The organism is Oscillatoria salina IIICB1 (genome assembly GCF_020144665.1).
GTDB lineage: Bacteria > Cyanobacteriota > Cyanobacteriia > Cyanobacteriales > SIO1D9 > IIICB1.
On sequence record NZ_JAAHBQ010000050.1, the window covers coordinates 1 to 21,628 of the forward strand.

At 43.1% G+C, this 21,628-nt stretch carries 22 protein-coding genes; 13 read left to right on the top strand and 9 right to left on the bottom strand.

Annotated elements, in window-relative coordinates:
* Positions 1 to 350: 350 nt before the first annotated feature.
* Positions 351 to 1,514, bottom strand: coding sequence for a sodium-dependent bicarbonate transport family permease (locus tag G3T18_RS15570; RefSeq protein WP_263480439.1), 1,164 nt, complete (start codon positions 1,512 to 1,514; stop codon positions 351 to 353).
* Positions 1,515 to 1,717: 203 nt separating this feature from the next.
* Positions 1,718 to 1,894: a hypothetical protein gene (locus G3T18_RS15575; RefSeq protein ID WP_224411490.1), complete on the bottom strand. Its 177-nt coding sequence runs from the start codon at positions 1,892 to 1,894 to the stop codon at positions 1,718 to 1,720.
* A 177-nt stretch (positions 1,895 to 2,071) separates the two neighbouring features.
* On the opposite strand from G3T18_RS15575, the gene G3T18_RS15580 reads away from it, so the two are divergent.
* The 5 genes from G3T18_RS15580 (at position 2,072) to G3T18_RS15600 (ending at position 4,843) form a co-directional block, all read left to right on the top strand.
* Complete coding sequence (locus G3T18_RS15580) at positions 2,072 to 2,389, top strand: P-II family nitrogen regulator (protein ID WP_224411491.1); 318 nt, start codon at positions 2,072 to 2,074, stop codon at positions 2,387 to 2,389.
* 100 nt (positions 2,390 to 2,489) lie between these two features.
* Positions 2,490 to 2,681, top strand: a complete 192-nt coding sequence (locus G3T18_RS15585; RefSeq protein WP_224411532.1) for a hypothetical protein — start codon at positions 2,490 to 2,492, stop codon at positions 2,679 to 2,681.
* Between the two features lie 108 nt (positions 2,682 to 2,789).
* The gene (locus G3T18_RS15590; RefSeq protein WP_224411492.1) at positions 2,790 to 3,188 is read left to right on the top strand and encodes an SET domain-containing protein-lysine N-methyltransferase; all 399 of its coding nucleotides are present in this window, start codon (positions 2,790 to 2,792) and stop codon (positions 3,186 to 3,188) included.
* Positions 3,189 to 3,237: 49 nt separating this feature from the next.
* Positions 3,238 to 3,831, top strand: coding sequence for a GNAT family N-acetyltransferase (locus G3T18_RS15595; protein WP_224411493.1), 594 nt, complete (start codon positions 3,238 to 3,240; stop codon positions 3,829 to 3,831).
* 37 nt (positions 3,832 to 3,868) lie between these two features.
* Positions 3,869 to 4,843, top strand: coding sequence for a DMT family transporter (locus tag G3T18_RS15600; protein WP_224411494.1), 975 nt, complete (start codon positions 3,869 to 3,871; stop codon positions 4,841 to 4,843).
* Positions 4,844 to 4,989: 146 nt separating this feature from the next.
* On the opposite strand, the gene G3T18_RS15605 is transcribed toward G3T18_RS15600, so the two are convergent.
* Positions 4,990 to 6,384, bottom strand: coding sequence for an AtzE family amidohydrolase (locus G3T18_RS15605; RefSeq protein WP_224411495.1), 1,395 nt, complete (start codon positions 6,382 to 6,384; stop codon positions 4,990 to 4,992).
* A gap of 334 nt (positions 6,385 to 6,718) precedes the next feature.
* Here G3T18_RS15605 and lepB point away from each other — a divergent pair, with 334 nt between their 5' ends.
* Positions 6,719 to 7,357, top strand: a complete 639-nt coding sequence (lepB, locus tag G3T18_RS15610) for a signal peptidase I (protein ID WP_224411496.1) — start codon at positions 6,719 to 6,721, stop codon at positions 7,355 to 7,357.
* Between the two features lie 188 nt (positions 7,358 to 7,545).
* Here lepB and G3T18_RS15615 read toward each other — a convergent pair whose 3' ends face one another.
* Positions 7,546 to 8,097, bottom strand: a complete 552-nt coding sequence (locus tag G3T18_RS15615) for a helix-hairpin-helix domain-containing protein (RefSeq protein WP_224411497.1) — start codon at positions 8,095 to 8,097, stop codon at positions 7,546 to 7,548.
* A gap of 5 nt (positions 8,098 to 8,102) precedes the next feature.
* Positions 8,103 to 8,510, bottom strand: a complete 408-nt coding sequence (locus G3T18_RS15620) for an SHOCT domain-containing protein (RefSeq protein ID WP_224411498.1) — start codon at positions 8,508 to 8,510, stop codon at positions 8,103 to 8,105.
* A gap of 221 nt (positions 8,511 to 8,731) precedes the next feature.
* Here G3T18_RS15620 and G3T18_RS15625 point away from each other — a divergent pair, with 221 nt between their 5' ends.
* Entirely contained in the window at positions 8,732 to 9,055 is a 324-nt protein-coding gene (locus G3T18_RS15625) for a DUF1825 family protein (protein WP_224411499.1), read from the top strand.
* 335 nt (positions 9,056 to 9,390) lie between these two features.
* On the opposite strand, the gene G3T18_RS15630 is transcribed toward G3T18_RS15625, so the two are convergent.
* Complete coding sequence (locus G3T18_RS15630) at positions 9,391 to 11,310, bottom strand: transglycosylase domain-containing protein (RefSeq protein ID WP_224411500.1); 1,920 nt, start codon at positions 11,308 to 11,310, stop codon at positions 9,391 to 9,393.
* Positions 11,311 to 11,764: 454 nt separating this feature from the next.
* Between G3T18_RS15630 and tyrS the strand changes: the two genes are divergently transcribed.
* The 6 genes from tyrS to G3T18_RS15660 all read left to right on the top strand — a co-directional run bounded on the left by tyrS (position 11,765) and on the right by G3T18_RS15660 (position 18,260).
* Positions 11,765 to 12,988: a tyrosine--tRNA ligase gene (gene tyrS, locus G3T18_RS15635; RefSeq protein ID WP_224411501.1), complete on the top strand. Its 1,224-nt coding sequence runs from the start codon at positions 11,765 to 11,767 to the stop codon at positions 12,986 to 12,988.
* Positions 12,989 to 13,074: 86 nt separating this feature from the next.
* Positions 13,075 to 13,773 (top strand): orotidine-5'-phosphate decarboxylase, encoded by a 699-nt coding sequence (pyrF, locus tag G3T18_RS15640; protein ID WP_224411502.1) that lies wholly within the window; start codon positions 13,075 to 13,077, stop codon positions 13,771 to 13,773.
* 27 nt (positions 13,774 to 13,800) lie between these two features.
* Positions 13,801 to 14,373, top strand: a complete 573-nt coding sequence (locus G3T18_RS15645; RefSeq protein ID WP_224411503.1) for a hypothetical protein — start codon at positions 13,801 to 13,803, stop codon at positions 14,371 to 14,373.
* Between the two features lie 82 nt (positions 14,374 to 14,455).
* Entirely contained in the window at positions 14,456 to 15,424 is a 969-nt protein-coding gene (locus tag G3T18_RS15650) for a protochlorophyllide reductase (protein WP_224411504.1), read from the top strand.
* 270 nt (positions 15,425 to 15,694) lie between these two features.
* A complete protein-coding gene (locus tag G3T18_RS15655) occupies positions 15,695 to 17,347 on the top strand; it encodes a D-Ala-D-Ala carboxypeptidase family metallohydrolase (protein ID WP_224411505.1) in 1,653 nt (550 codons plus the stop codon).
* 103 nt (positions 17,348 to 17,450) lie between these two features.
* Complete coding sequence (locus G3T18_RS15660) at positions 17,451 to 18,260, top strand: hypothetical protein (protein ID WP_224411506.1); 810 nt, start codon at positions 17,451 to 17,453, stop codon at positions 18,258 to 18,260.
* Here the strand turns inward: G3T18_RS15660 and G3T18_RS15665 are convergent, their stop codons facing one another.
* The 3 genes from G3T18_RS15665 to G3T18_RS15675 all read right to left on the bottom strand — a co-directional run bounded on the left by G3T18_RS15665 (position 18,261) and on the right by G3T18_RS15675 (position 21,568).
* Complete coding sequence (locus tag G3T18_RS15665; RefSeq protein ID WP_224411507.1) at positions 18,261 to 18,977, bottom strand: DevA family ABC transporter ATP-binding protein; 717 nt, start codon at positions 18,975 to 18,977, stop codon at positions 18,261 to 18,263. It abuts the gene before it with no gap.
* Between the two features lie 63 nt (positions 18,978 to 19,040).
* On the bottom strand, positions 19,041 to 20,189 hold the full coding sequence (gene devC, locus G3T18_RS15670; RefSeq protein ID WP_224411508.1) for an ABC transporter permease DevC: 1,149 nt from the start codon (positions 20,187 to 20,189) through the stop codon (positions 19,041 to 19,043).
* Positions 20,190 to 20,254: 65 nt separating this feature from the next.
* Entirely contained in the window at positions 20,255 to 21,568 is a 1,314-nt protein-coding gene (locus tag G3T18_RS15675) for an HlyD family efflux transporter periplasmic adaptor subunit (RefSeq protein WP_224411509.1), read from the bottom strand.
* Positions 21,569 to 21,628: the final 60 nt, after the last annotated feature.

Sequence of the window (21,628 nt, forward strand, 5' to 3'; positions counted from 1 at the left end):
AGCGAATAATCAAACACCTTGAATTAATCTGCTTTAAAACTCCAAAATTTCAGAAACGAAGTCTATCAACTTTTAGGGCTTGCCAAAGATAGCACTTTTAAATTAATGGATACGGTTTTAGTCACCAGAAATTTCTATTCCTTTACTGAATTATCCTTCATACTAGAGTGTACAGTATGAGTTTTTAGTCTATAGCAGAGAACGAGTTGGCTCAAGACATCCTTATTTTCGGAAAACCTTGTTAGCATAGACTTTGATCGCTGTTTACTGTTCACTGTTCACTGTTCACTGCTATAAACTCGAGCAATGCTGTAAAGCATTAATAGTGGTTTGCCACGACCCGTCTGGGATCAGTTGCCTATCAGCACCTCGGCAAGCCCGATGAAGAGCGGTATTCCCACGGCGATCGCAACCGGCGTGCCGACGGCTGTAGACGCGCCGATGTAGGCGGAGGGATTAGCCGACGGGATACCGGCTCGTAAAGTGGGCGGCCCGGAGATGTCTGAACTGGAGGCAGCAATGACAGCCAGGAGTGCGACACCGCCAGGACTGAAGCCCGTGGCATAGTGGGCAATCATGCCAAGACCGAAGGCGATAAACCCATGCAGCAGGGGTGCCACTAAGGCATATAGGGCGTACCACTGGGCAACCTTGCGCAGCTCGCCAATCCTTGACCAGGCCTCCATACCCATTACCAGCATCAGTATTGAAAGCAGACCGCGGAAGAGGAGATTGTAAAAGTCTTCATAGACACTTTCCGGCTGGGTTAGCAGACCTAGAGCGAGGCCGAGTAGCAGTGCCGATAGGGCAGATCCTTCGAGACTTTCTTTCACGATGGGCCATATTTTGACCCGCTTGGCCTGCTTTCTGGGATACCCACTTGCGGTAATGCGCTGCTGGCTGCGATACTCCTGCCTGGTGGTGGGATACTCCGGCTTGCTGGCATACTCACCTGCGGCAACGGGCTGCTTGCTGAGATTCTCCTGCTTGCTAAGATCCTTGTCTTCGGTAGCGCGCTTCTTGCTGGTATAAATGCTGGCCACGACGATCGCCGTCACGAGCGCTGGGATGTCCATGAAGGGATAGAGTGCGCCAGCCCAGGGTTCGTAGTAGATTTCTTGCGCTTCCAGTACCGTTATGCCGGCGGCGAGGGTAGAGCCACTCACGGCACCGAATAAGCCCGCAGTCGCAAGGGCATCCACGGTTCTGATGCCTGGTAGCTTCGCCAAAGTGTAGCGCCCGATGAACACGATCAGCATCCCCGTTACCACCGCGAACAGCGCGGGCAACAGCATCTCTACTATATTGGAATTGCGGATCGCAATGCCGCCGCTCAGGCCGACTTTGATGAGCAGCATGAAGACGATGAACTTATAGATCGCATCTGGAATTTCCAGTTTGCTACCGAGGGCGGCAATGACCATACCACCAATCAGAAAGCCGAGTGTCGGGGACTGCAACTGCGCCCCGAATTTCGTCAAGAAATCGGACAAAAATTCCACTTTACCTCCCATAGATCAAGATCTATTAAGATCCGAATCTCTATATACTTAAGTCTATGCGCTTAAGTTTATCTTAAAATTCGCACCAATTTGCGATCGCTCTACATGGAAATGTCAAATTCAGATCATAAGTTTTCCTTTTAATTTAAGAAAACCTGCATATTTTTGGTTAATGTAAATGGCGATCGCAGAATTTTCTCTATACGTTGTTGTCATTAAGAAGGGCTTTCTCTAATGGCACTTCCCAAATTGCGTTGGATGGCGCTAATCGCAGTCGGCTTGGGGGTCATTAATTTGTCTCCAGAGTCAACTGCTGTACCAGATGCCTCTATTTGTACTTGGCAATGAGATTGTCGATGACGGTATGGGGTCTGATGTTGAATGGTGGTCATAGCACCAAAAAGATAAGTGTTTTTTATAAAATGCTTCGGTTAATCTGAGTCAATCTTTCTCAACAGAGGGTAGTGGATTTGCCGATCTTTGGCATAATCTTAAACATATGGTTCAAGGCAAAACCATAGAGTCTAGCCTTGAATTGTCCCAACAGAACGGATCAAGAGGTAACACAAATGACCCAGAAAGCCAGTAAGCTCGTCATCGTCACGGAAAAGGTGCTGCTGAAAAAGGTCGCCAAGATCATCGACGAAGCCGGGGCTACCGGTTATACGGTGGTTGCCGCTGGCGGTAAAGGCAGTCGCGGCGTGCGCTCGTCAGGACAACCCAGCGTTGGCGACACCTTCTCGAATGTAAAGTTCGAGGTACTCACCCCCAATCGGGATATGGCTGTGAAGATTTCCGATGAGGTCGCAGCGGAGTTTTTCGACGATTATTCGGGCATCAGCTATATTTGTGATGTGATGGAGGTACTGCACGCGCACACTTTCTGACTCAAAACCCCAGTAATTCTCATTTTGGCAAGAAACTGTTCAAGCACTGGGAATCTCGGTATTGTAATGACATCTGAGAGCTCCAAGAGAGCTAGAGCGGTTGCAAGAACGGGGTTTGTTTGACACCATCATCGGTTCGTTTCGCCAGCGTTTGTCGTCGCTACCGGACAAACGCACTGGCAAAAATACTCGCCACGGGATGGAGGATGCCGCTTTTTTATGTTATTTTGAAATAAAATTACTACTGACAAATATTTCTACCTTAGTCAAAGCGATTTTTCGGCTTCGGTAGAAGCTAGCTTCTTTGTCTTGATTGAAATTGTGACAATTTTATGCTAATTATGAAACTTTGTGTCAAAGCCGATCGCCAAAATTATCAATCGAGCGATCGTGATATTTTATGATTATTGTTAAAAAAGTTCAAGGAAAAGGAAGAGGTATTTTTACTACCCAATTTATTCCTCCGGGAACCTTACTTGAAGTTGCTCCTGTCAGCATCATTCCAGCCGAGCAACAAGCCGCTCTAAGAGGGACAGAACTCTTTAAGTATAGTTTTGTGCAACCTGTTGAATATTCCCAAAGCAAGCAGGTAAAAGGATACCTTGTCTTTGGTTTAGCTTCATTATGTAACCATGAGGAAAATCCTAATTCTCGTGTGAATTGGATCGAGGATGAAGTGGGAATGTGGTCGTATTTAATTGCTCAAAGGGAAATTCAGCCTGGAGAAGAAGTTACTTTGTTTTATACTAATATTGATGAGTATTGCGATATAAATTGTCATCAATCTAACCGGGAATAGTTAAGCAATAATCAAGCTTTAGGTGTAGCTAAGGAAAATAACTGAGTCAATGAGCTTTACCAAAAAAAACATTGTTTTAGAGCAGGAGTACAAGAAATTAGGATTAAAAGTTTTCTTGTCTCCTCTGGAAAATAAACAAATAGATTATCTCATACGCCTAGCTCAAGATCCTAATTTAGTTGATTTAATGGGAATAAATCTGGCAATTCAACCAGGTGATATCGAAGGATTTATACAGACAATTTCAGCTTACAGTTTTCCTTACTCTCGGAAAAGTAAACCTTTAATATATGGAGTTTATTTTAACGTAGAAAATTTACCGATTGGCTATGGTGTACTTAAGGGTTTTAACCAAGATTTACTAACTGCTGAAGTTGGTATTGCTATTCTCGATAATACTTATAGAAATAGAGGTTATGGAAGATTAGTTCTCAATCGGCTAGTTGCTTATGCTTTTCAGGAATTAGGGATGCAGAAAATTGGTGCTGCCATTTTATCTTCCAATATGAAATCAATTAATATGTGTAAAAAGAGCGGATTTATTGTGCAAAAAAATGAGCTTTGGAAGATGCCTAATGGAGAGTTAGTAAGTATGGTTTTGCTAGAACTACAAGCAGAAGATTTCATAGTATTATCTGCGTAACTTTTTCGCAGGGAAAGAGAAAATAAAGTAGTAAAATATGCAAAATATAAGTGCTAAAAATTTAGCAATTGGCTCTCTGGTATTGAGCTTAATAGCTTATGCTTTCGTCCCCATATTGATTCGCTGGTCTGAAGTTGAAATTAGTCCAGAAGCAACAATTTTTAACCGTTATTGGATTGCGGCTTTGATTTTAGCGTGTTGGCAATTTTTGCAGATAATCCGCAACTTCGATCTTTTCCCATTTGTAAGTTGTCGAAGTATTGATTTACAGTTTTTTCAGGATCTTTCTGCTCGACAAGCAACGATCTTGGAAGCAGATATTACTGAAAATAGTAAGCATCTCTATTTGACCTGGGGAACTACTATTTTGGCTTATGCGATTGCACCAGTGTTCTGGGCTTGGTCGCTTACTGAAACTAGTGTAGCTAATTCTGCCTTGATTCACAGCCTTACACCATTATTTACCACAGTGGGAAGTTGGTTGGTGTTTAAAACCCAGTTTGAACGTCAATTTTGGTTAGGAACTCTCATCGCAGTAGGAGGAGCAACTGTCCTTGGTTTTAATGACTTTCAACTAGATTTTCACAGAATTAAAGGTGATATTTTAGCCTTAACTTCAGCTATATTTTTCGCCATCGGTTTGATGGCGACAGAACGCTTACAAACCCAAGCCAATACAATGCAAATGGTGTTTTGGTTTTCTTTAGCTGGAGCAGTTGTCATGCTATTGATTACATGTATGTTAGGTGAACCTGTATTCCCTGTTTCCTTTCAAGGGTGGTTAGCAGTATTTACGTTAGCGATCGTCGGTCAACTTTTAGCTGTAGGCTTTGTCACATATAGTCTCAGTCAACTATCAGCAAGTTTAGTAGCTTTAGTATTTTTGCTAGATCCAGTGCTGACAGCGATCGCTGCTTGGTTTGCCTTTGAGGAAACTTTGAATCTCTCGAATGCAATCTCCTTTGCGATCGTTTTGTTGGGCGTTTATCTAGGTTTGACAGCAAAGCAGTAATCAAAATAGTTACTACAGTGATATATCAACATGAATGACTATATTTGACTATATTTTTATTTAAAGTTTACGATACTCCCACTCTGTAATCTTTGATTGCAGAGTGGGCTTCTCGCTAGTTTAAGCTAAAGTTTTTACTACCAATCTTACTCAGCGATCGCCACAGAAACGATTCCTCGATTTTCTAGCACCGAGGCTACTCGTAAAATCAAAGCTTCGTTATAAGGTGCAGCAATAATTTGCACCCCCAACGGCAGGTTATTCGCACAACGCACCGGAACCGATAAAACAGGTAAACCAACAAAGGAAAGAGGTTGAGTAAAACGCCCTAAATTAGGACGGACGAGAATTTCTTCGCCAGCAATAACCATCTTTTCTTGTCCCAAAGGTGGAGCCGCGCAGGGAGTCGTAGGTGCGAGAATAATATCTACCTTTTGGAAAATTTCCCGCAGACGCGACCGATACCAATTACGAAAACGTTGAGATTGAACGTACCAAGTAGCAGGAATCATCGCACCTGCAATAAAGCGATCGCGTGTCGCCGGATCGAAATCACTAGGGCGATTTCGCAAGTTATTTAAATGCAAATTCGCTCCTTCTACCGCCGTAATCAGGTAAGCGGCGGCTCTCGCACGATGAGATTCTGGTAAATTAATCCGACTTTTTGCCCCTAAAGTCGCCGCAACTTGTTCAACTGCCTCCCAAGCTTCCGGTTCGATCCCTTCAGTAAAATACCCATCTGCGACAGCAATCCGCAATCCTTTAATCCCAAAATCTAATTGAGGTAAACAAGGTTCGGGAGGATGGCGAGAGACAATCGGATCGCGATTATCTTCCCCTTGCAGAAAATCAAAAGTTGTCGCAATATCTCTTACTGAACGAGCAAACGAACCAATATGGTCTAAACTACTGGAAAACAACACCGTACCTGCCCGCGAAAGACGACCATAAGTGGGTTTAAAGCCATAAACACCACAAAGTGCCGCCGGAACGCGAATCGAGCCATTCGTATCTGAACCCAAAGTTAACGGTACTAAGCCTGCGGCTACGGCTGCGGCTGAACCACCAGAGGAACCGCCTGCAATTCGTGTCGCATCGTGAGGGTTAGGAGTAGCACCATAATGGCTATTTTCCGTCACAAAGCCATAAGCATACTCATCCATATTCAAAGTACCGATCAGCACTGCCCCCGCCCGCTTCAAACGAGCAACAGCAGTAGCATCCATTGTCGCCGGAGAATTTTCTGCATTGATTTTTGAGCCAGCAAGAGTGGTTAAACCAGCAACATCGAAGAGATTTTTCACTGCAAAAGGAACCCCAGCCAACGAACCAGGGTAATTACCTTGGGCAAGTGCCCGATCGATTTTCTCAGCATCAGCGATCGCTTGTTCGGGAAGAGTTGCTGTGAAGCAGTTCATCGCTTCATTTTTGGCAGCAATTCTCTCTAAGGTAGCGCCAACTACGTTTCTGGCAGTAATTTTCCGACTGCGAATCGCCATCGCGATCGATACAGCATCGGCTGAAAGTAAGTCCAAGTTCATAACGCAATTTTTTTCTTCAATCTAGATGAGAGTAGTTGCGATCTCAGGCGCAGGTAAGAATTTTTTCGGGGACTTTATTTATTTAATCCGCCATTTGTTGTAGTTGGGCAAAGATTTCCATCGACCTGTTTTTAGGATGATACTCACCGATTTTAACCTTTCCTGGTTGTAAACGCCGTCGATTCGCTTTTCCGTTAATTTTTTCTGGTGCTCAACTCTCGCCGAACTCCTGTCGAAGTGGTGCAACTTTGCCCTTGAAGGGCAAGGTTTGACCACACCATTTTTTGATAATGTACAGAAGTTGCACGCAAAGTCTCTACCGCGAAGAAATTTTATGGCATCTAAGGAAAAAGATTTAGCCTCAACTTCTAGCTCTACTTCTGTTCCAGAAAAACCACAACAGCGAGAAAATGTCAATGACACTGAGGTAAATAAGAGTAAATCGAAATTAACTAAGCAAATTTGGGAAAATGTCCAAGTTATCGCGATCGCGTTGAGTTTAGCCTTATTAATTCGTTTTTTTGTCGCTGAACCACGCTATATTCCTTCTGATTCGATGCTACCAACTTTGGCGATCGGCGATCGCTTGGTGGTCGAAAAAGTCTCCTACTATTTTCACCCACCTCACCGAGGCGATATCATTGTCTTTGAGCCGCCTCAGCAGTTAATTGTCCAAGGCTATGAACAAGACCAAGCTTTTATCAAACGGGTAATTGGCGAACCCGGTCATACTGTAGAAGTCCGAGATGGGATCGTTTATCTCGACGATCTTCCTCTCCAAGAAGATTACATCGCTGAACCTCCACGTTATCAATTAGAAAAAATCTCTGTGCCTCCTGGCAACCTTTTTGTTATGGGAGACAATCGTAATAATAGCAATGATTCTCATGTTTGGGGCTTCCTCCCCCAAAATAATCTTATCGGTCGCGCAATTTTCCGCTTTTTCCCCTTCTCTCGCATTGGTGGGGTTTAACAGTGAACAGTTAACTGTTAACAGTGACCAGTTAACAGTTAACTGTTATCTTATCAGTTTGTCTCTTCCCAGTCCCCAGTCTCCAGTCCCCAGTCTCCAGTCCCCAATCACCAGTCCCCAGTCCCCAGTCCCCAGTCCCCAGTCCCCAATCCCCAGTCCCCAGTCCCCAGTCCCCAGTCCCCAATCCCCTAAAACTGCAAATAGTGCATTAAATGGGAAATCAACTGACTGCTGAGGGAAAGACGATGCTGTAAATCAGCCAAATTGCGGTAATTACCGTGAGCGAGACGATTTTCGACAATAATTTGTGCGATCGCTGGTTCGATAACTGGGATTTTTGCTAATTCTTCTACCGAAGCTGTATTCGGATTAAACCTTTTTGGGGTTGACAAACCATCTATATTATAGTAAGCAAAATAGAGAATTGGTTCTAAAGGTTGAAGACGAAGAGGAGGGATACTCAGAGCAGCAGCCAAATCTTCAATACAGAGAAACTGGACGCCCAAACCTGAAAGTTCAACCAGCGATCGCGCTTGACGAATAGAAATTCCCGGTAGCCGCAGCCAATCATCAACACCAGCTTGATTGACATCAATTTTAATCCCCAACTCCGCCGCCACCGCCACTTCCGCCATCGATTGGAAGCGATAATAAGGATCGTTAGCGATCCGAGCGCGAATCGCCAACCGTTGCGGATTAATTTGCTGACCTTTAGCAGCCAACCAATCAGAAAGACCCATAAAAACTAAGCAATACGGTCGAGTAACTGACGACGCTTTTGTTCAAACTCATACTCAGACATTAGCCCTTCCTGACGCAAGCGGTCTAACTCCCGAAGAGAATCAGCGATCGCGCTCACTTGATAAGGGTCAACCGAAACCGAAGCCAAATCGCCTCCTGACGACATCGATAGCAAACCCACATTAAACCTACGATTAAACTCTTCGCCATCCTGCGCTAAATACCACACAGCTTCAATTGCACAAGCAATCCGAGGAATTGGCGTAGCCCACAAAAGTAAATACACCAGACCCCAAAGAGGCTGACCGAGATAAAGCTTGTGTAATCCCGCCAAAGGCGTTACCGTTCCCACCAAAGCAAGAATTATTGCTACTCTCCGACTTTTCGGCTTGTTGAAAAGGTTATCAATCACCGGGACTAAAGGTGCTATAACACCACCAAAACAACAGTTTCTTTCTTTCTTTATGATATTGACTTACTTCGAGCAAGGGAATTTTTTCTCCACTGTTGACATCCTCTTTTTTAATCCTAAAGCGCAAACACCTTGACTTCCCGATACGGAAAACCGTATTTTACGGCAACTTTCGACTACTCTAGAATGAGATCGAGTGTTTCCGTGGTAGGTGGATAGTCATGGGATTTTTTGACTCGGAAGTAGTTCAGCAAGAAGCCAAGCAATTATTTGAAGATTATCAATCCCTTATGAAACTAGGGGGCGATTACGGCAAATTCGATCGCGAAGGAAAAAAAATTTACATCCAGCAAATGGAAGAAATGATGGAGCGCTACCGCATTTTTATGAAGCGGTTCGAGCTTTCAGATGATTTTATGGCACAAATGACCGTACAACAACTTAAAACTCAACTAAGTCAATTTGGCATTACTCCTCAGCAAATGTTCGCTCAAATGAATATAACCTTAGAGCGTATGAAAGCTGAATTAGAAAAGCAAAATTAAAATATTGGCGATCGCGGATTGGCGACTAGGCACTGGGAAGACTTGGACGGATTAGTAAACAACCTCGCCGATTAGGGTCGAGGCTTTCAGTAACCCTGAAGTTATCGCACAAGACAACAACTGCGAGCATCCAGGCTGGTTGAAAGAGCAGCCCCAAAGCCCAATTACTAATATCGAACCCCTTATTTTCAACTCCTATCCCTCTCCGCCCTTGAAGGGCAAGGCTTCTCGGAGCTTTTTAGTGAATAAACTAATTCATGCGCCTACGTGCTAACTAATAACGAACATCATTGGTCGCCAGCGACCAATGACCGACGACCAATCAAAGCTAAGTTTTAGGGACGAGGGAACTTAGAAGGAGAAGGGAAGTATTTGACAGGTTCATTTTTGAGCGCCTCACTCATAAATTGCCGCCAGATGGGAGCCGCGTGTCCGCCACCAGTCACCCCAGCACCTAAAGGTCTGTAATTATCATTACCGATCCAAACTGCCGTAGAAAGCTGGGGAACGTAACCTACAAACCAAACATCACGCTCAGAAGAAGTAGTACCTGTTTTACCAGCAGCCGGACGACCAATATTGGCATTTTTACCTGTACCGCCAGCAATTACTCCTTTTAAAACCGTAGTTAGAGAAGCAGTAGCCCAAGGATCTAAAACCAATTTAGGTCTAGGGGTATTGTCAAGCAAAATATTGCCGTTACTGTCAGTGACGCGCACGATCACTGTAGGATCGGAATGCCAGCCATTGCTAGCAAAAGTAGCATAAGATCCCGCCATTTCTAGAGGAGTTACACCAATAGCACCCAAAGGTAAAGAAACCACAGGTTCCAGAGGACTCTTAATGCCTAAAATTCGACAAACTTCGATAACTTTATCAAGTCCCACAGCCCTACCAATTTTCACAGCCGGAACGTTACGAGATTGAATTAAAGCAGTGCTGATACTCATCGGTCCTGCGTAACCACCACCATAGTTTTTCGGACTGTAGTAACCAGAACCATCGCGATAGCTAACCGGAGTATCGTTGACTGTCGAATAAGGGCTATATTTACCGGAAGCAAAAGCAGCATAATAAACAAAAGATTTAAAAGCAGATCCCGGTTGACGACGAGACTGTACCGCGCGGTTAAACTGACTTTTTTCGTAATCTACCCCACCAACAAGAGCTTTGACAAAGTGAGTGCGCGGATCGACAGCTACTAACGCTACTTGGTCAGCATAAACACCGTAGCGACGTAGATTGCGGTGTCCTCGCTGGACAATTTCTTCCGCCTTCTGTTGAAAATAATAATCTACCGTAGTTTGGACGCGCATACCACCTTTGAGTACCGCATCGCGTCCGAAGCGATCGTTTAATTCGGAAATAACTGCTTCGGTAATGTAAGGCAGTTTACTGGTGCGCCATGCGGTCGGTTTACCTACTAATAGAGGTGCTTCGCGGGCGGTTTTCGCTTCCTCTGAGTTAATCCAACCTAACTCTTCCATCCGGCTCAGAACCACTGCCTGTCGCCGTTTAGTTTCGTCGTAGTTAATAAAAGGACTATAATCTTCTGGAGCTTGAATTAACCCAGCCATCATCGCGGCTTCTGGTAGGGTAAGTTCCGAAGCCGGTTTGTTAAAGTAACTTTCCGCAGCAGTTTGAACGCCGTAGTTGTTATGACCCCAATAGATACTATTGAGGTACATTTCCAGAATTTCATCTTTATTAAAAATTTGCTCGACTCGAATTGCTAAGACTGCTTCAGCGAGTTTACGGCTAACAGTGCGATCGCGAGAGAGGAAGAGATTTTTTACTAACTGCATGGTGATTGTTGAGCCACCTTCAACCACTGAACCTTGTTTCCAGTTAGCCACGAAAGCACGCCCAATACTATTGGGGTTAATACCTTCATGAAGATAAAAGTGGCTATCTTCGATCGCTAGGACTGCTCGCTTTAGTTCTGGAGAAACTTCGTCAAGTTTAACTACTTTACGATTAGCTTCACCGTGCAAACTGGCAAGAGGTCTACCTTTGATGTCATAAACATAAGTAGTTTCCGTGGGAGCATAACCCCGCAGCACTCTGACATCGGGAAGGTTGCGAAAGCTAACCGCTAAACCGACCAGTCCTCCAGCTACAACCGAACTGGTTAGCATGGTAATACCTAGAATTGTGCCACCTGTTGCTTTGGCAACTCCTTTGGCAAAATTTATAGCTGGTGCAGTTGTAGCTTGCTTATTTTCTGTTTTTTGTCTAATGGTGCTAGTGGACACGGCGATTTTACTTCCTCACTCAAAAAAAGATTCAACTCGCTCCCGCAGGTTAACAAAACGTCAACACTTTCCTTTAGATGATTACATTAATTTACTAACTAACGCAGGATTAAGTAGAAAATTTTACTCTGTCTTACTTTGTATGGTACTGGTTATGAAAATTATTGCTAGGGGTCTTGGGTGGGGAAATACTAACTGGCACACTCTAGATATCTCGCCTAACTTGTTTTTCGTCAAAATAGTAGTAGCCTACAACATTAGAGGTGGATTTAGCTAGTACCGCCTGGGGTCAAAGATCCTGGTTTAGGGATTGATTTGAGGATAATTTTCCTTTCACAATCGTAAAAAACAGCTAGTTAAGAAAAATTTGTCAATGGTTTGGCATTGTTGGCAATTTATAATAGATAGGCTGAGTGCCAGCAGTTGTTGATTTTTAATTAGATGAGATCGCTTTATGCCGCCAGGAAACCAAACCTCGGATCTTGATTGGCTTTTTCGGGGAACTAGTGAAATTTTCCCAGATCGTCCGGATTCTCAAAACCCTCAAGAGAATTTGGCTCAACTTTTGGCACAATCTGACCGACCTTTACGAGTTAAGTTGGGTATTGACCCTACTGGTGCTGACATCCACTTGGGTCATAGTATCTCATTTCGCAAGTTACGAGCGTTTCAGGATGCCGATCATGTAGCTGTCCTAATTATTGGTGATTTTACTGCTCAAATTGGCGATCCGACTGGTAAGTCGGAGGTACGTCGCCAATTATCTCCCCAGGAAGTTCGGGAAAATGCTCGCGATTATTTGGATCAGTTGCGTCCAATTTTGGATTTTGATACGCCGGGACGTTTGGAAATTCGCTATAACTCGGAGTGGCTGTCAAAGTTGGATTTGGCAAAAATTCAGGAGTTATTGGCGACAATGACTGTGGGGCAAATGTTGGCGAAGGAAGGCTTTGCTGAACGTTTTAGCCAAGAAAATCCGATTTATTTGCATGAGTTTCTTTACCCTTTGATGCAAGGTTATGATTCGGTGGCTGTACAGGCTGATGTGGAGTTGGGCGGAACTGACCAAAAGTTTAATATTGCGGTGGGAAGGGATTTGCAACGACATTTTGGTCAAAAACCTCAGTTTGGTTTGTTACTGCCGATTTTAATCGGGACTGATGGGGTGCAAAAGATGTCGAAGTCTTTGGGAAATTATGTGGGGTTGAAGGAAGATCCTCTGACGATGTACTCGAAGTTACAGGGAATTCCTGATGCGTTGTTGGATGAGTATTTTGAGTTGTTGACTAATTTGTTTTTGGATGAATTGCCAGAAAATCCGCGCGATCGCCAAAAACTTTTGGCTTTGGATGTGGTTTCTCAATATCACGGTAAGGATGTCGCTCTCAAAGCTAGAGAATCTCTAGAAAATATTAGTGGTGGCGATACTGCGGCGGCGGAAGCTGTGCCAACTTATTCTTTGTCTAATGTACAATTTCCCGCTCCTGTTTACTACATTCTCAATGCTAGTGGTTTGTGTAAAAGTAGTGGCGAAGGACGACGACAAATTCAAGGTGGTGCGGTGCGTTTGGATGGAGATCGCTTGACTGATGCTACTCTCGAGATTCAATCTCCTGAAGAACTATCTGGTAAAGTCTTACAAGTTGGTAAGAAAAAGTTTGTCCGTCTGATTCCCTAAACAAGGAAGAGAGGGAAGAGGGGGTTTTCAGTGACCAATCCCTAATCCCCAGTCCCTAATCCCCAATCACTAATCCCCCGATCGCTATGAATCATGAGAAAATTATTGTTCCTTTAGATGTCCCAACGTTATCGGAGGCGATCGCGTTACTCGATCTTTTGCCTCAAGTTAGCTTCTGGAAGGTTGGCTTGGAATTATTTGTCAATTGTGGACAAGAAATCTTAACAATTTTGCACAATCGACAAAAACGGATTTTCCTCGATCTCAAATTCCATGACATTCCTAATACGCTCGCTGGTGCTTGTTGTTCGGTGCAAAAATATCAAGTAGATTTGCTCACAATTCACGCTACTGCGGGACGAAAAGCTTTGCAAGCCGCAGTTGCAGCCGTGGAAAATGCTAATCAAAGACCAAAATTGCTGGCTGTGACGCTACTGACAAGTATTAATTCACGGGAATTAGCTTTTGACCTAAAAATCCCTTTAGAATTGCCGGAATATGCTTTACAAATGGCACTTTTAGCGAAAGAATCGGGTTTAGATGGCGCAATTTGTTCGCCTCAAGAAGCAGCGCAATTACGGCAAGTATGTGGAGAAGATTTTCTCTTAGTTTGTCCCGGAGTGCGCCCCAGTTGGGCTGATGCAGGCGATCAACGCCGGGTGATGACTCCAGAAAAGGCGATCGCTGCGGGTGCAGATTATTTGGTCATCGGTCGTCCAATTACGGCTGCTGACAATCCTAAACTAGCTTGGGAGCGCATTTGTCAAGACTTGAGTAATCTCTAAAAATCGCTTTCGAGTCAAGATATTTTTATGCGCTACCTATTGACTTTTTTATTAATTTATGTATTAAATCTTGTTCCTTTTTACCCGCGTTTGTCGCTACTTTTAGCACAACCAAACCAAGCAATAAATAATAACTCAACTTGTCCCACAGATGTAAAAATTTTAACCGAGCAAATGCTCAAAGACCTGCCCAGTTACGCAAATCGAGTCATTCAAAGAGCGCGACGTTTAGACAGAGATGTAGATATCTTCAGCTATGTAATTATCGCAGGAAGGGCTGAATTTGAGCCTCTCACCCTCGGTCCAGGGGAATATAATCCAGCACCAAACGCGATCGCCTTAGAACCACCTCAACAAATATTTTTTACCACCCTAGAACGACAATATACCGACGAAAAAGCCATCGAAACACAACACTATCACTGGTTATTTTTAGTCCAAACTGACAGTGGTTGGCGAGTAGTCACAATTTTTTCCCGACTGGGTTCCCCCTCAGCAGAACGTCCGCCCTTACCCCCACGAGAAACCAGTAAAGGCGTAATCGGTCAAGCAGTTAAACTATGGTTACGGGATTGCCGTGCGGGTACGTTACGCAGTTAATTTAAGATTGGGATCTAGCTCGTGGTTCTTGGTTGTGAGATCCTAAAAATAGGTTAACTACAGTTAAAGTAAATTAAACAGTATGGAACAAGAGCGTAAGTCAACAGTTGCAATTACTGGTGCGTCTTCCGGAGTCGGTTTGCAAGCAGCAAAAGCCCTTGCTGACAGAGGTTGGTTTGTTGTCATGGCTTGTCGGAATCTCGACAAAACGAAAAAAGCTGCTGAAAGCGTTGGAATGCCAGCAGACAGCTACCAAATTATCCATCTCGATCTCGCCAGTTTGAATAGTGTACGAGAATTTGTCAAGGACTTTCGTGAAACTGGCAGAACCTTAGATGCTTTAGTGTGCAATGCGGCAGTTTATTTGCCTTTGTCAAAAGAACCACAACGCAGCGCCGAAGGTTATGAATTGAGCGTCGCGACAAATCACTTGGGTCATTTTCTCTTGTGTAACTTAATGCTCGAAGATTTGCAAAAGTCATCACTTTCCGAGCCAAGAATGGTAATTTTGGGAACCGTAACAGCCAACCCGAAAGAGTTGGGAGGAAAAATTCCCATTCCTGCACCTCCAGACTTGGGAAATCTCCAAGGTTTTGAAGCAGGATTCAAAGAACCAATTGCGATGATTAATGGTAAGAAGTTTAAATCTGGTAAAGCTTACAAAGATAGTAAACTTTGTAATGTTTTGACAATGCGGGAGTTACATCGACGCTATCACGATTCTACGGGGATCGTTTTTAGTTCTTTATATCCCGGATGTGTGGCGACTACAGCTTTATTTAGAAATCACTATTCCTTGTTTCAGAAAATATTCCCCTTGTTCCAGAAATATATTACTGGAGGATTCGTAAGCGAAGAGTTAGCTGGAGAGCGGGTTGCAGCCGTAGTAGCTGACCCAGAATTCAGTGAATCTGGTAGTTATTGGAGTTGGGGAAATCGCCAAAAGAAAGGTCGTCAGTCATTTGTCCAAGAAGTTTCTGATGAAGCGAGTGATGATGACAAAGCGAAGCGTCTGTGGGAATTAAGCGAAAAGTTGGTGGGATTGGCTTAAGTTCGATGCTGTAGCAAATATCCTTAAAAAAGTAGCGGCGACTTTGAAGTTTTCTCTCAAAGGAGTCAGTAGTGGCGCTTTGACTACGCCAAATAGAGTCCATTTTTGGATGGCTTAAGAATCCCCTCCCTTTAGCAACGCGGAGGGAGGGGAGCAGTTAAGAATACAAGATCTTGGTAGTAAATTAACTTATCGCTAGCTCAAAAGCGGCGGAGAGATAGATTATCCTGTAAGGGATACCCTTGAATTGGGTAAAAAAGATTATTCGGCATGGCTAAATTAACACTGATACAGCGTAACTACTACTATCTCCTCGAAGCCGAACGTAGTGGCATTCATAAGCCAATACTAGCGGCACTTTATGCAGCTAGTGCTGCACCTTCTCTGGCTGATGGGGAAACTGGATTAGGAATTTTTCCCGTGAATCAAATTTCCTCGGAACAGCTTGATACTTTTCCCGAACAGGTACAGTATGCAGCGAATACAATTCGCGCTTTGACTGATAGTTTAATTAATTTGGGTTGGTCGGGAGAGGATCTTTGGAATGCTGAAAAAGGTCGCTACAGTGACAAATTTGTGGAAACAGTAGCTGATGGGTATATTCCTACAGCGAAGGAAAAGGCAGCCGCACGTTTAGAGTCTACGGATTTTGGGAAACTTTTGTCTGCTTATCGGGTAGACATGGAAATTAATTTCGATTATTCCCAACTGCCGCAAAATTTAGCTTATTTAGATACGGCATTGTTGAAATTAGTGGAGCGCGTTCCTGAGTATTATTTAGGTTGGGCGCACCAGCGAGATGCCTTATTGGAAGCAGCGCGGTTGTGGCGGAAATTAGATAGTCAAGAAAGTGCGAGATCGGCTTTGGCGGCTGAGGCGAATGTTTTGCCGGAAAATTTAACTGAGTCCGAGTTAGATTTGCTCCTGAAGGAGTACGTGGAGCGCATTTCTGCTAATTATGGGGGCTATCCCCATCAGCGAGAAGCTTTGCTGCGTTTGACTCAACTGTGGCGACAGTTGGAAAGTAGAGTAGAAGCGATCGCCTCTCTGGAAAATAATACTTCTCCCGATCCAGGGTTAGCATCTCTCGATCCGGCTTTGATTGCTTTTGTGCGACGAGTTCCTCAATATTACGAAGGTAAGGGTCAACAACGCAATGCTTTGACAGAAGCTTTTCGAGTTTGGCGACAGTTAAGCGATCGCGCGGAGGTTTTGGAGGTTTTAGGAATCGATCCGACAATCCTCACTGCTAATACTGGCGAACAAGAAAGTTTAGTTAATCTGGCGACTCAGTTAGACATGGAATTGCTGAGTTTTGTCCAACGTATTCCTAGCGCTTATCAAGAAATAGATTATCAGCGAGAAGCTTTGCTCCGACTTGTCCAACTTTGGCGAGGTTTGAAGACGCGCAGCCAAACGATCGCCTCTTTAAGCGAAGACTTAAAAATTTTAGCTAGAGAACGTCCTCAAATCGAAGATCGATTCCGAGCGATCGCTATTCCCCCTCGCCCGGAAAACTGGACTCCAGAGAACATTCAGCTTTTTGCACCAATTATCCCAGATGGCGCTTTTACCTGGGCAGAAGCCACCGCAGGCGGGATTTTTATACCTTCAGATCTAACAACCGTAGAAGCGATTGTCAGGATTGCTACACTAGCACAAAGGGTGCGCGATCGCCTTGGTCTTCCCTTGATTATCGCTAGCTGGTATCGTCCTCCTCACGTTAACCATGCGCTTGGTGGGGCGAAAACTAGTCGTCATTGCTTTGGAGACGCGATCGATTTTGTTTGCGAACATCTCACGGGAAATCAAATTTACTGGACTTTAGACCCTTGGTTCCCTGGTGGTTTAGGTCGATATACGCAGTTTCCCTACCTTTGCCACATTGATGCGCGGGGATACCGGGCAAGGTGGCAGCATTAGAATGCTACTTAGTCTCATCTTTGTGGAATCTAAATATTTTTATGCTGAGATTGAGGGCATCCTAGAAATAGATATGCCATTTTAACTAACAAGAGTGGAGATTATGTCTTCTCAATTATTTTTGATCGAACCTGTGTTGGCTCAAACTGAAGCTAGCCAACCACCTGCGCCGGAATCAGCGCCACCTTCCGGTAGTTTTTCCTTACCTGCCAAAATTTTTCTTTCTACAACAATTTTACTAGCGATTGGCGCGATCGCTTTGGCAGTTTACGGCAAACTCGAATTCGAGAAAAGGGATAAAGCACTTAAGTTTGAAAAGTTCAAAACGAGAGAGTTACAGAAAAAGTTGAAATTAGCTCTCAATACGATCAAGAAAATGGAAACTAATCCTGACTTGGTTCACTCGCGGGAATTTAATCTCGATTATCTGAGATTACGCATGGAAGATGAGGTGTTTCACTTCGCGATCGTTAACCATATTAAAGTTAAAGTCAAGCAATTAATTGGTGCAGCACTGCGTCCAGATACGAGAGAAAGTACAGTTGGTATTGCTAATACAAGCGGACGACAAATTGATGAAAAATTTGATGTCACTTATGATACAGTCACCAGAAGTGGCAAGAGACAAAAGGGCGTTTTATTTCGCATTCAAATCAAGTTAACCAAATTACCAACTCAGTCTACTTCTACGACAATCAATCAAATTATTGACTGTATTGAAAAGTTTTTGATGCCAGAAGAAAATCACGAAAACTGGTATCCTACTATTCAAGGTCGTATTGTCACAATGGAGTGGGATCAAAAGGCAAAACCAACTCCTTTACTGGTTTTACAGCAATCAACTGAAGGCGGTGGCGTTACTCTTAATCCGAAATGGGGAGGTAACACTCGCAAGTCTCCAGCTAAATCTTAATTAAGCTTGAGTAGAGGTTACTATATCATTAGCTCGATTGCGAACCAGGTGTCCATCTTCCATATGAATCAAGCGATCGGCAATATCTAAAATGCGGTTATCATGGGTGACAATCAAAATCGTGCATCCTTGTTCCCTCGCTAGTTTTTGCATGAGTTCGACTACGTCCCGGCCAGATTTACTATCTAGTGCCGCAGTGGGTTCATCTGCTAATACCATTTTTGGATGACTGACTAAAGCTCGCGCGATCGCTACTCGCTGTTTTTGTCCCCCAGAAAGGTTATCCGGATAGTAATTTACTCTCTCACCTAGCCCGACTGCTTCTAAAATGGCAATAGCTGTTCCCTTTGCCTCTGCTGGAGTAAACTTATTATGCAATTCAAGTGACATTTGTACGTTTTGTCTAGCTGTTAGCGATCGCAGTAAATTATGTGCTTGAAAAATATAGCCTATATTACGTCTAATTTTTACTAATTGACTTTTTCTCGCTCCTACTAATTCCTGCCCTAAAACTTTTAAACTACCGTACAGGGGAGAACGCAAACCTCCCATTAATGTGAGTAAGGTTGTTTTCCCAGAACCAGAAGGTCCTGTCATAATCACAATTTCTCCTGTTTTTAGCGTCAAGTTAATATCAAATAAAATATGTTTTCTTAGCGCTCCTTTACCAAAATAATGATTGAGATTTTCGATTTCTACAACTGGTTCTTTCTTCATATTTAATTAGTTATTAATTATTTATTTGCTAGCTTACACTTAACATTTTTGGCGATTATTTGCTTAAAAAATATCGGCGGGATCGGCTGAATTCAGCTTGCGGACTGAAATTGCTCCAGATACTAAACACATAATTATAGTTAAAATCAAAACCATTATAGCTTTGAAAATTGTCATCGCCATTGGTAAGCTAGTTGCATTAGCTGCCATAAAATAAAGCAATAAAGCGACTGAAAAACCTGGCAAATAGCCGACCAAAGCTAAAATAATGGCTTCTTGAAACACGACAACTAATAAATAAAAATCTGTATAACCCATCGCTTTTAAAGTTGCATATTCAGGTAAATGATCGGCAACATCGGTATAAAGAATTTGATAAACTATGACTGTACCGACAATAAAGCCCATAATAGTTCCTAACGTAAAAACAAAGCCTATTGCCGTACTATTTTGCCAATAATTTTTTTCATGGGTGATAAATTCTTCGCGACTAAAAACAACTACATCTTCTGGTAATTCTGCTTTCAAACCTGTCAGAACTAATTCTAAATTTGCTTCTGGTTGTAAGTTAATTACCCCAATATCAATTAAACCTTTTTCTCGTTCTGGAAATAAACGCAAAAAATTCACGTCGCTGGTAATAATATTACCATCAGCCCCAAAAGATGCACCCAAAGCAAACAATCCCTTGACTTTTATCCGACGTTCTGCTACTTCTGTAGTTATAGTTTTTCCTTGGTTGAATAATTCAGCGATCGCACCGTACTCAGGTCGAGAAAGTTCGTCAAACAAAACCACATCTGGTAACTTAATCACATCCAGATTATTTCGTACTCCTGGCAGATTAATAATATCATCAACTGGATTGAATCCGATTACTTGAATTGCACGAGTATCGCGAGTAATGGGATTTTTCCAAATCGCAAAATTGAGGTAAATTGGACTAACAGTAGCAACTCCTTCAACGCTCAGTGCTTGATACAAACGTCGCTCAGAAAAAGTTTCTAAAGCAACTAAAGTATCAGATTGAGGATTAAGTAAAAAAATGTCACCACGAAACTGTTTAGTTAAAATTACCGAACTTTCAAATAAAGCATCGCGAAAACCTAACTGCATAAACATTAAAATATCGGCAAAAGCAATACCCGCAAGTGCTACTAACAAGCGAATTTTTTCATGAGTTAGTTGTAACCAAGCTAAGGGAATTTTCATAAGTTGGGGATTGGGAGACTGGGAAGATAAACTAATAACTGATAAATGCGGACACTTGCTAACTATTAAATCAGAATTTTGACAAACACTTTAGCATTAGTTAAATGAGCAACAAGTTGGCTATCTTCAGGATTAAGGAGAATTTTAACTTCAACAACTCTAGCATCAACATCAGCAGCAGGATCGGTATCGAGAACGTCTTGCTTGCCAATTTGTAAGCTAATTTGGTTAACAGTTCCTTTTATTTGTTTACTGAAAGCCCCATTTTCGCTTTCGATAATGGCTGACTGTCCAATTTTTACTTTCCCGATATCGCTTTCGTAAACTTCCGCGATCGCCAGCATTTGTGAGGTTTGGGCTAACTCAACAATTCCGTCACCTTCGCTGACAGATTCTCCGGGACGAGTGTTAATTTCGAGAATTTGACCGCTAAAGGGCGCTCTGACGTATGCTTGTTCTAAGTCAGCTTGGGCTTGTTTGTAAGTAGCGATCGCTTTTTCTAATTCTGCTTGGGCTTGTTTAATATCTACGGGACGTACTTCGGAAATACTGGCTAAATTGGCTTGCGCTTCTTGAATTTGCTTTTCTAAAGTATTTCTCGTTCGAGTTAAATTAGCTTGGGTTTCTTGAATTTGTTGGGATAAAGTTGCTACGATCCGACTTTGGCTTGCTTTAGCTTCATTTAAGTTTTCTCTAGCTGTGTCTAAATTAAGACGGCGTAAATCCAAAGCTGATTGAGAAACTACTCCATTTGCTGCTAAAAGTTCGTAACGTTCCGACTCGATTCGAGCATTTGCTAGCTCAGATTCTAAGGCAGCAATTTTAGCATTAAGTTCTAATTTTTCTCCTTCTAATTCAGCGATTAATCTTGCTAAACTAGCTTCTTGAGCGGTAATTTCGCCGCTTAATTGAGCGTTTAGACGTTCGATAGTTGCTTGTTGGGCTTGAATATCTCCAAGTTTCGCTCCTGCTTTAATTTTTGACAAATTAGCTTCAGCGACGCTAATATCTTTTTCAGCACTTTCTACTGCTGCTTGTAAGCGAGAGTGATTGTCTAAAATCGCGATAATTTCGTTAGTTTCGACAAGATCGCCTTCTTCTACATTTAACTTTTCTACTCTGGCTCCGGATAAAGAAATGGGGGCTGATAGTTTGGTTACCTCTCCGAGAGGTTCGATCCGCCCTAACGCTGTTACTGCATTAATTTCAGCAGTTTCGCTAACTGTTTGCGTGGTAGAAGAAAATGGCTTAGAAGCAAAATTAAGACTGTAAACAGCAACAGCAGTAGTAGCGATCGCACCGACTATTGAAAGCGCGATCGCCCATCGCTTTCCTGGTTTTGCAAATACCGTTTCTTTGGAGTTTGCTCGATCGCCCATGATCGCCTTTATCTTTTCTTTGGGATTGAGAAATCTTTCCTAGGGAAGAAGTCTTTGATT

What these genes read in the sequence shown, in the direction of transcription:
- G3T18_RS15625 (WP_224411499.1), top strand. Translation starts at nt 8,732, where the DNA reads ATGGGATTTTTTGACTCGGAAGTAGTTCAGCAAGAAGCCAAGCAATTA.
- G3T18_RS15615 (WP_224411497.1), bottom strand. Translation starts at nt 8,097, where the DNA reads ATGGGTCTTTCTGATTGGTTGGCTGCTAAAGGTCAGCAAATTAATCCG.
- tyrS (WP_224411501.1), top strand. Translation starts at nt 11,765, where the DNA reads ATGCCGCCAGGAAACCAAACCTCGGATCTTGATTGGCTTTTTCGGGGA.
- G3T18_RS15605 (WP_224411495.1), bottom strand. Translation starts at nt 6,384, where the DNA reads ATGAACTTGGACTTACTTTCAGCCGATGCTGTATCGATCGCGATGGCG.
- G3T18_RS15665 (WP_224411507.1), bottom strand. Translation starts at nt 18,977, where the DNA reads ATGAAGAAAGAACCAGTTGTAGAAATCGAAAATCTCAATCATTATTTT.
- G3T18_RS15575 (WP_224411490.1), bottom strand. Translation starts at nt 1,894, where the DNA reads ATGACCACCATTCAACATCAGACCCCATACCGTCATCGACAATCTCAT.
- pyrF (WP_224411502.1), top strand. Translation starts at nt 13,075, where the DNA reads ATGAATCATGAGAAAATTATTGTTCCTTTAGATGTCCCAACGTTATCG.
- G3T18_RS15570 (WP_263480439.1), bottom strand. Translation starts at nt 1,514, where the DNA reads ATGGGAGGTAAAGTGGAATTTTTGTCCGATTTCTTGACGAAATTCGGG.
- devC (WP_224411508.1), bottom strand. Translation starts at nt 20,189, where the DNA reads ATGAAAATTCCCTTAGCTTGGTTACAACTAACTCATGAAAAAATTCGC.
- G3T18_RS15650 (WP_224411504.1), top strand. Translation starts at nt 14,456, where the DNA reads ATGGAACAAGAGCGTAAGTCAACAGTTGCAATTACTGGTGCGTCTTCC.
- G3T18_RS15600 (WP_224411494.1), top strand. Translation starts at nt 3,869, where the DNA reads ATGCAAAATATAAGTGCTAAAAATTTAGCAATTGGCTCTCTGGTATTG.
- G3T18_RS15645 (WP_224411503.1), top strand. Translation starts at nt 13,801, where the DNA reads ATGCGCTACCTATTGACTTTTTTATTAATTTATGTATTAAATCTTGTT.
- G3T18_RS15675 (WP_224411509.1), bottom strand. Translation starts at nt 21,568, where the DNA reads ATGGGCGATCGAGCAAACTCCAAAGAAACGGTATTTGCAAAACCAGGA.
- G3T18_RS15590 (WP_224411492.1), top strand. Translation starts at nt 2,790, where the DNA reads ATGATTATTGTTAAAAAAGTTCAAGGAAAAGGAAGAGGTATTTTTACT.
- G3T18_RS15660 (WP_224411506.1), top strand. Translation starts at nt 17,451, where the DNA reads ATGTCTTCTCAATTATTTTTGATCGAACCTGTGTTGGCTCAAACTGAA.
- lepB (WP_224411496.1), top strand. Translation starts at nt 6,719, where the DNA reads ATGGCATCTAAGGAAAAAGATTTAGCCTCAACTTCTAGCTCTACTTCT.
- G3T18_RS15580 (WP_224411491.1), top strand. Translation starts at nt 2,072, where the DNA reads ATGACCCAGAAAGCCAGTAAGCTCGTCATCGTCACGGAAAAGGTGCTG.
- G3T18_RS15595 (WP_224411493.1), top strand. Translation starts at nt 3,238, where the DNA reads ATGAGCTTTACCAAAAAAAACATTGTTTTAGAGCAGGAGTACAAGAAA.
- G3T18_RS15655 (WP_224411505.1), top strand. Translation starts at nt 15,695, where the DNA reads ATGGCTAAATTAACACTGATACAGCGTAACTACTACTATCTCCTCGAA.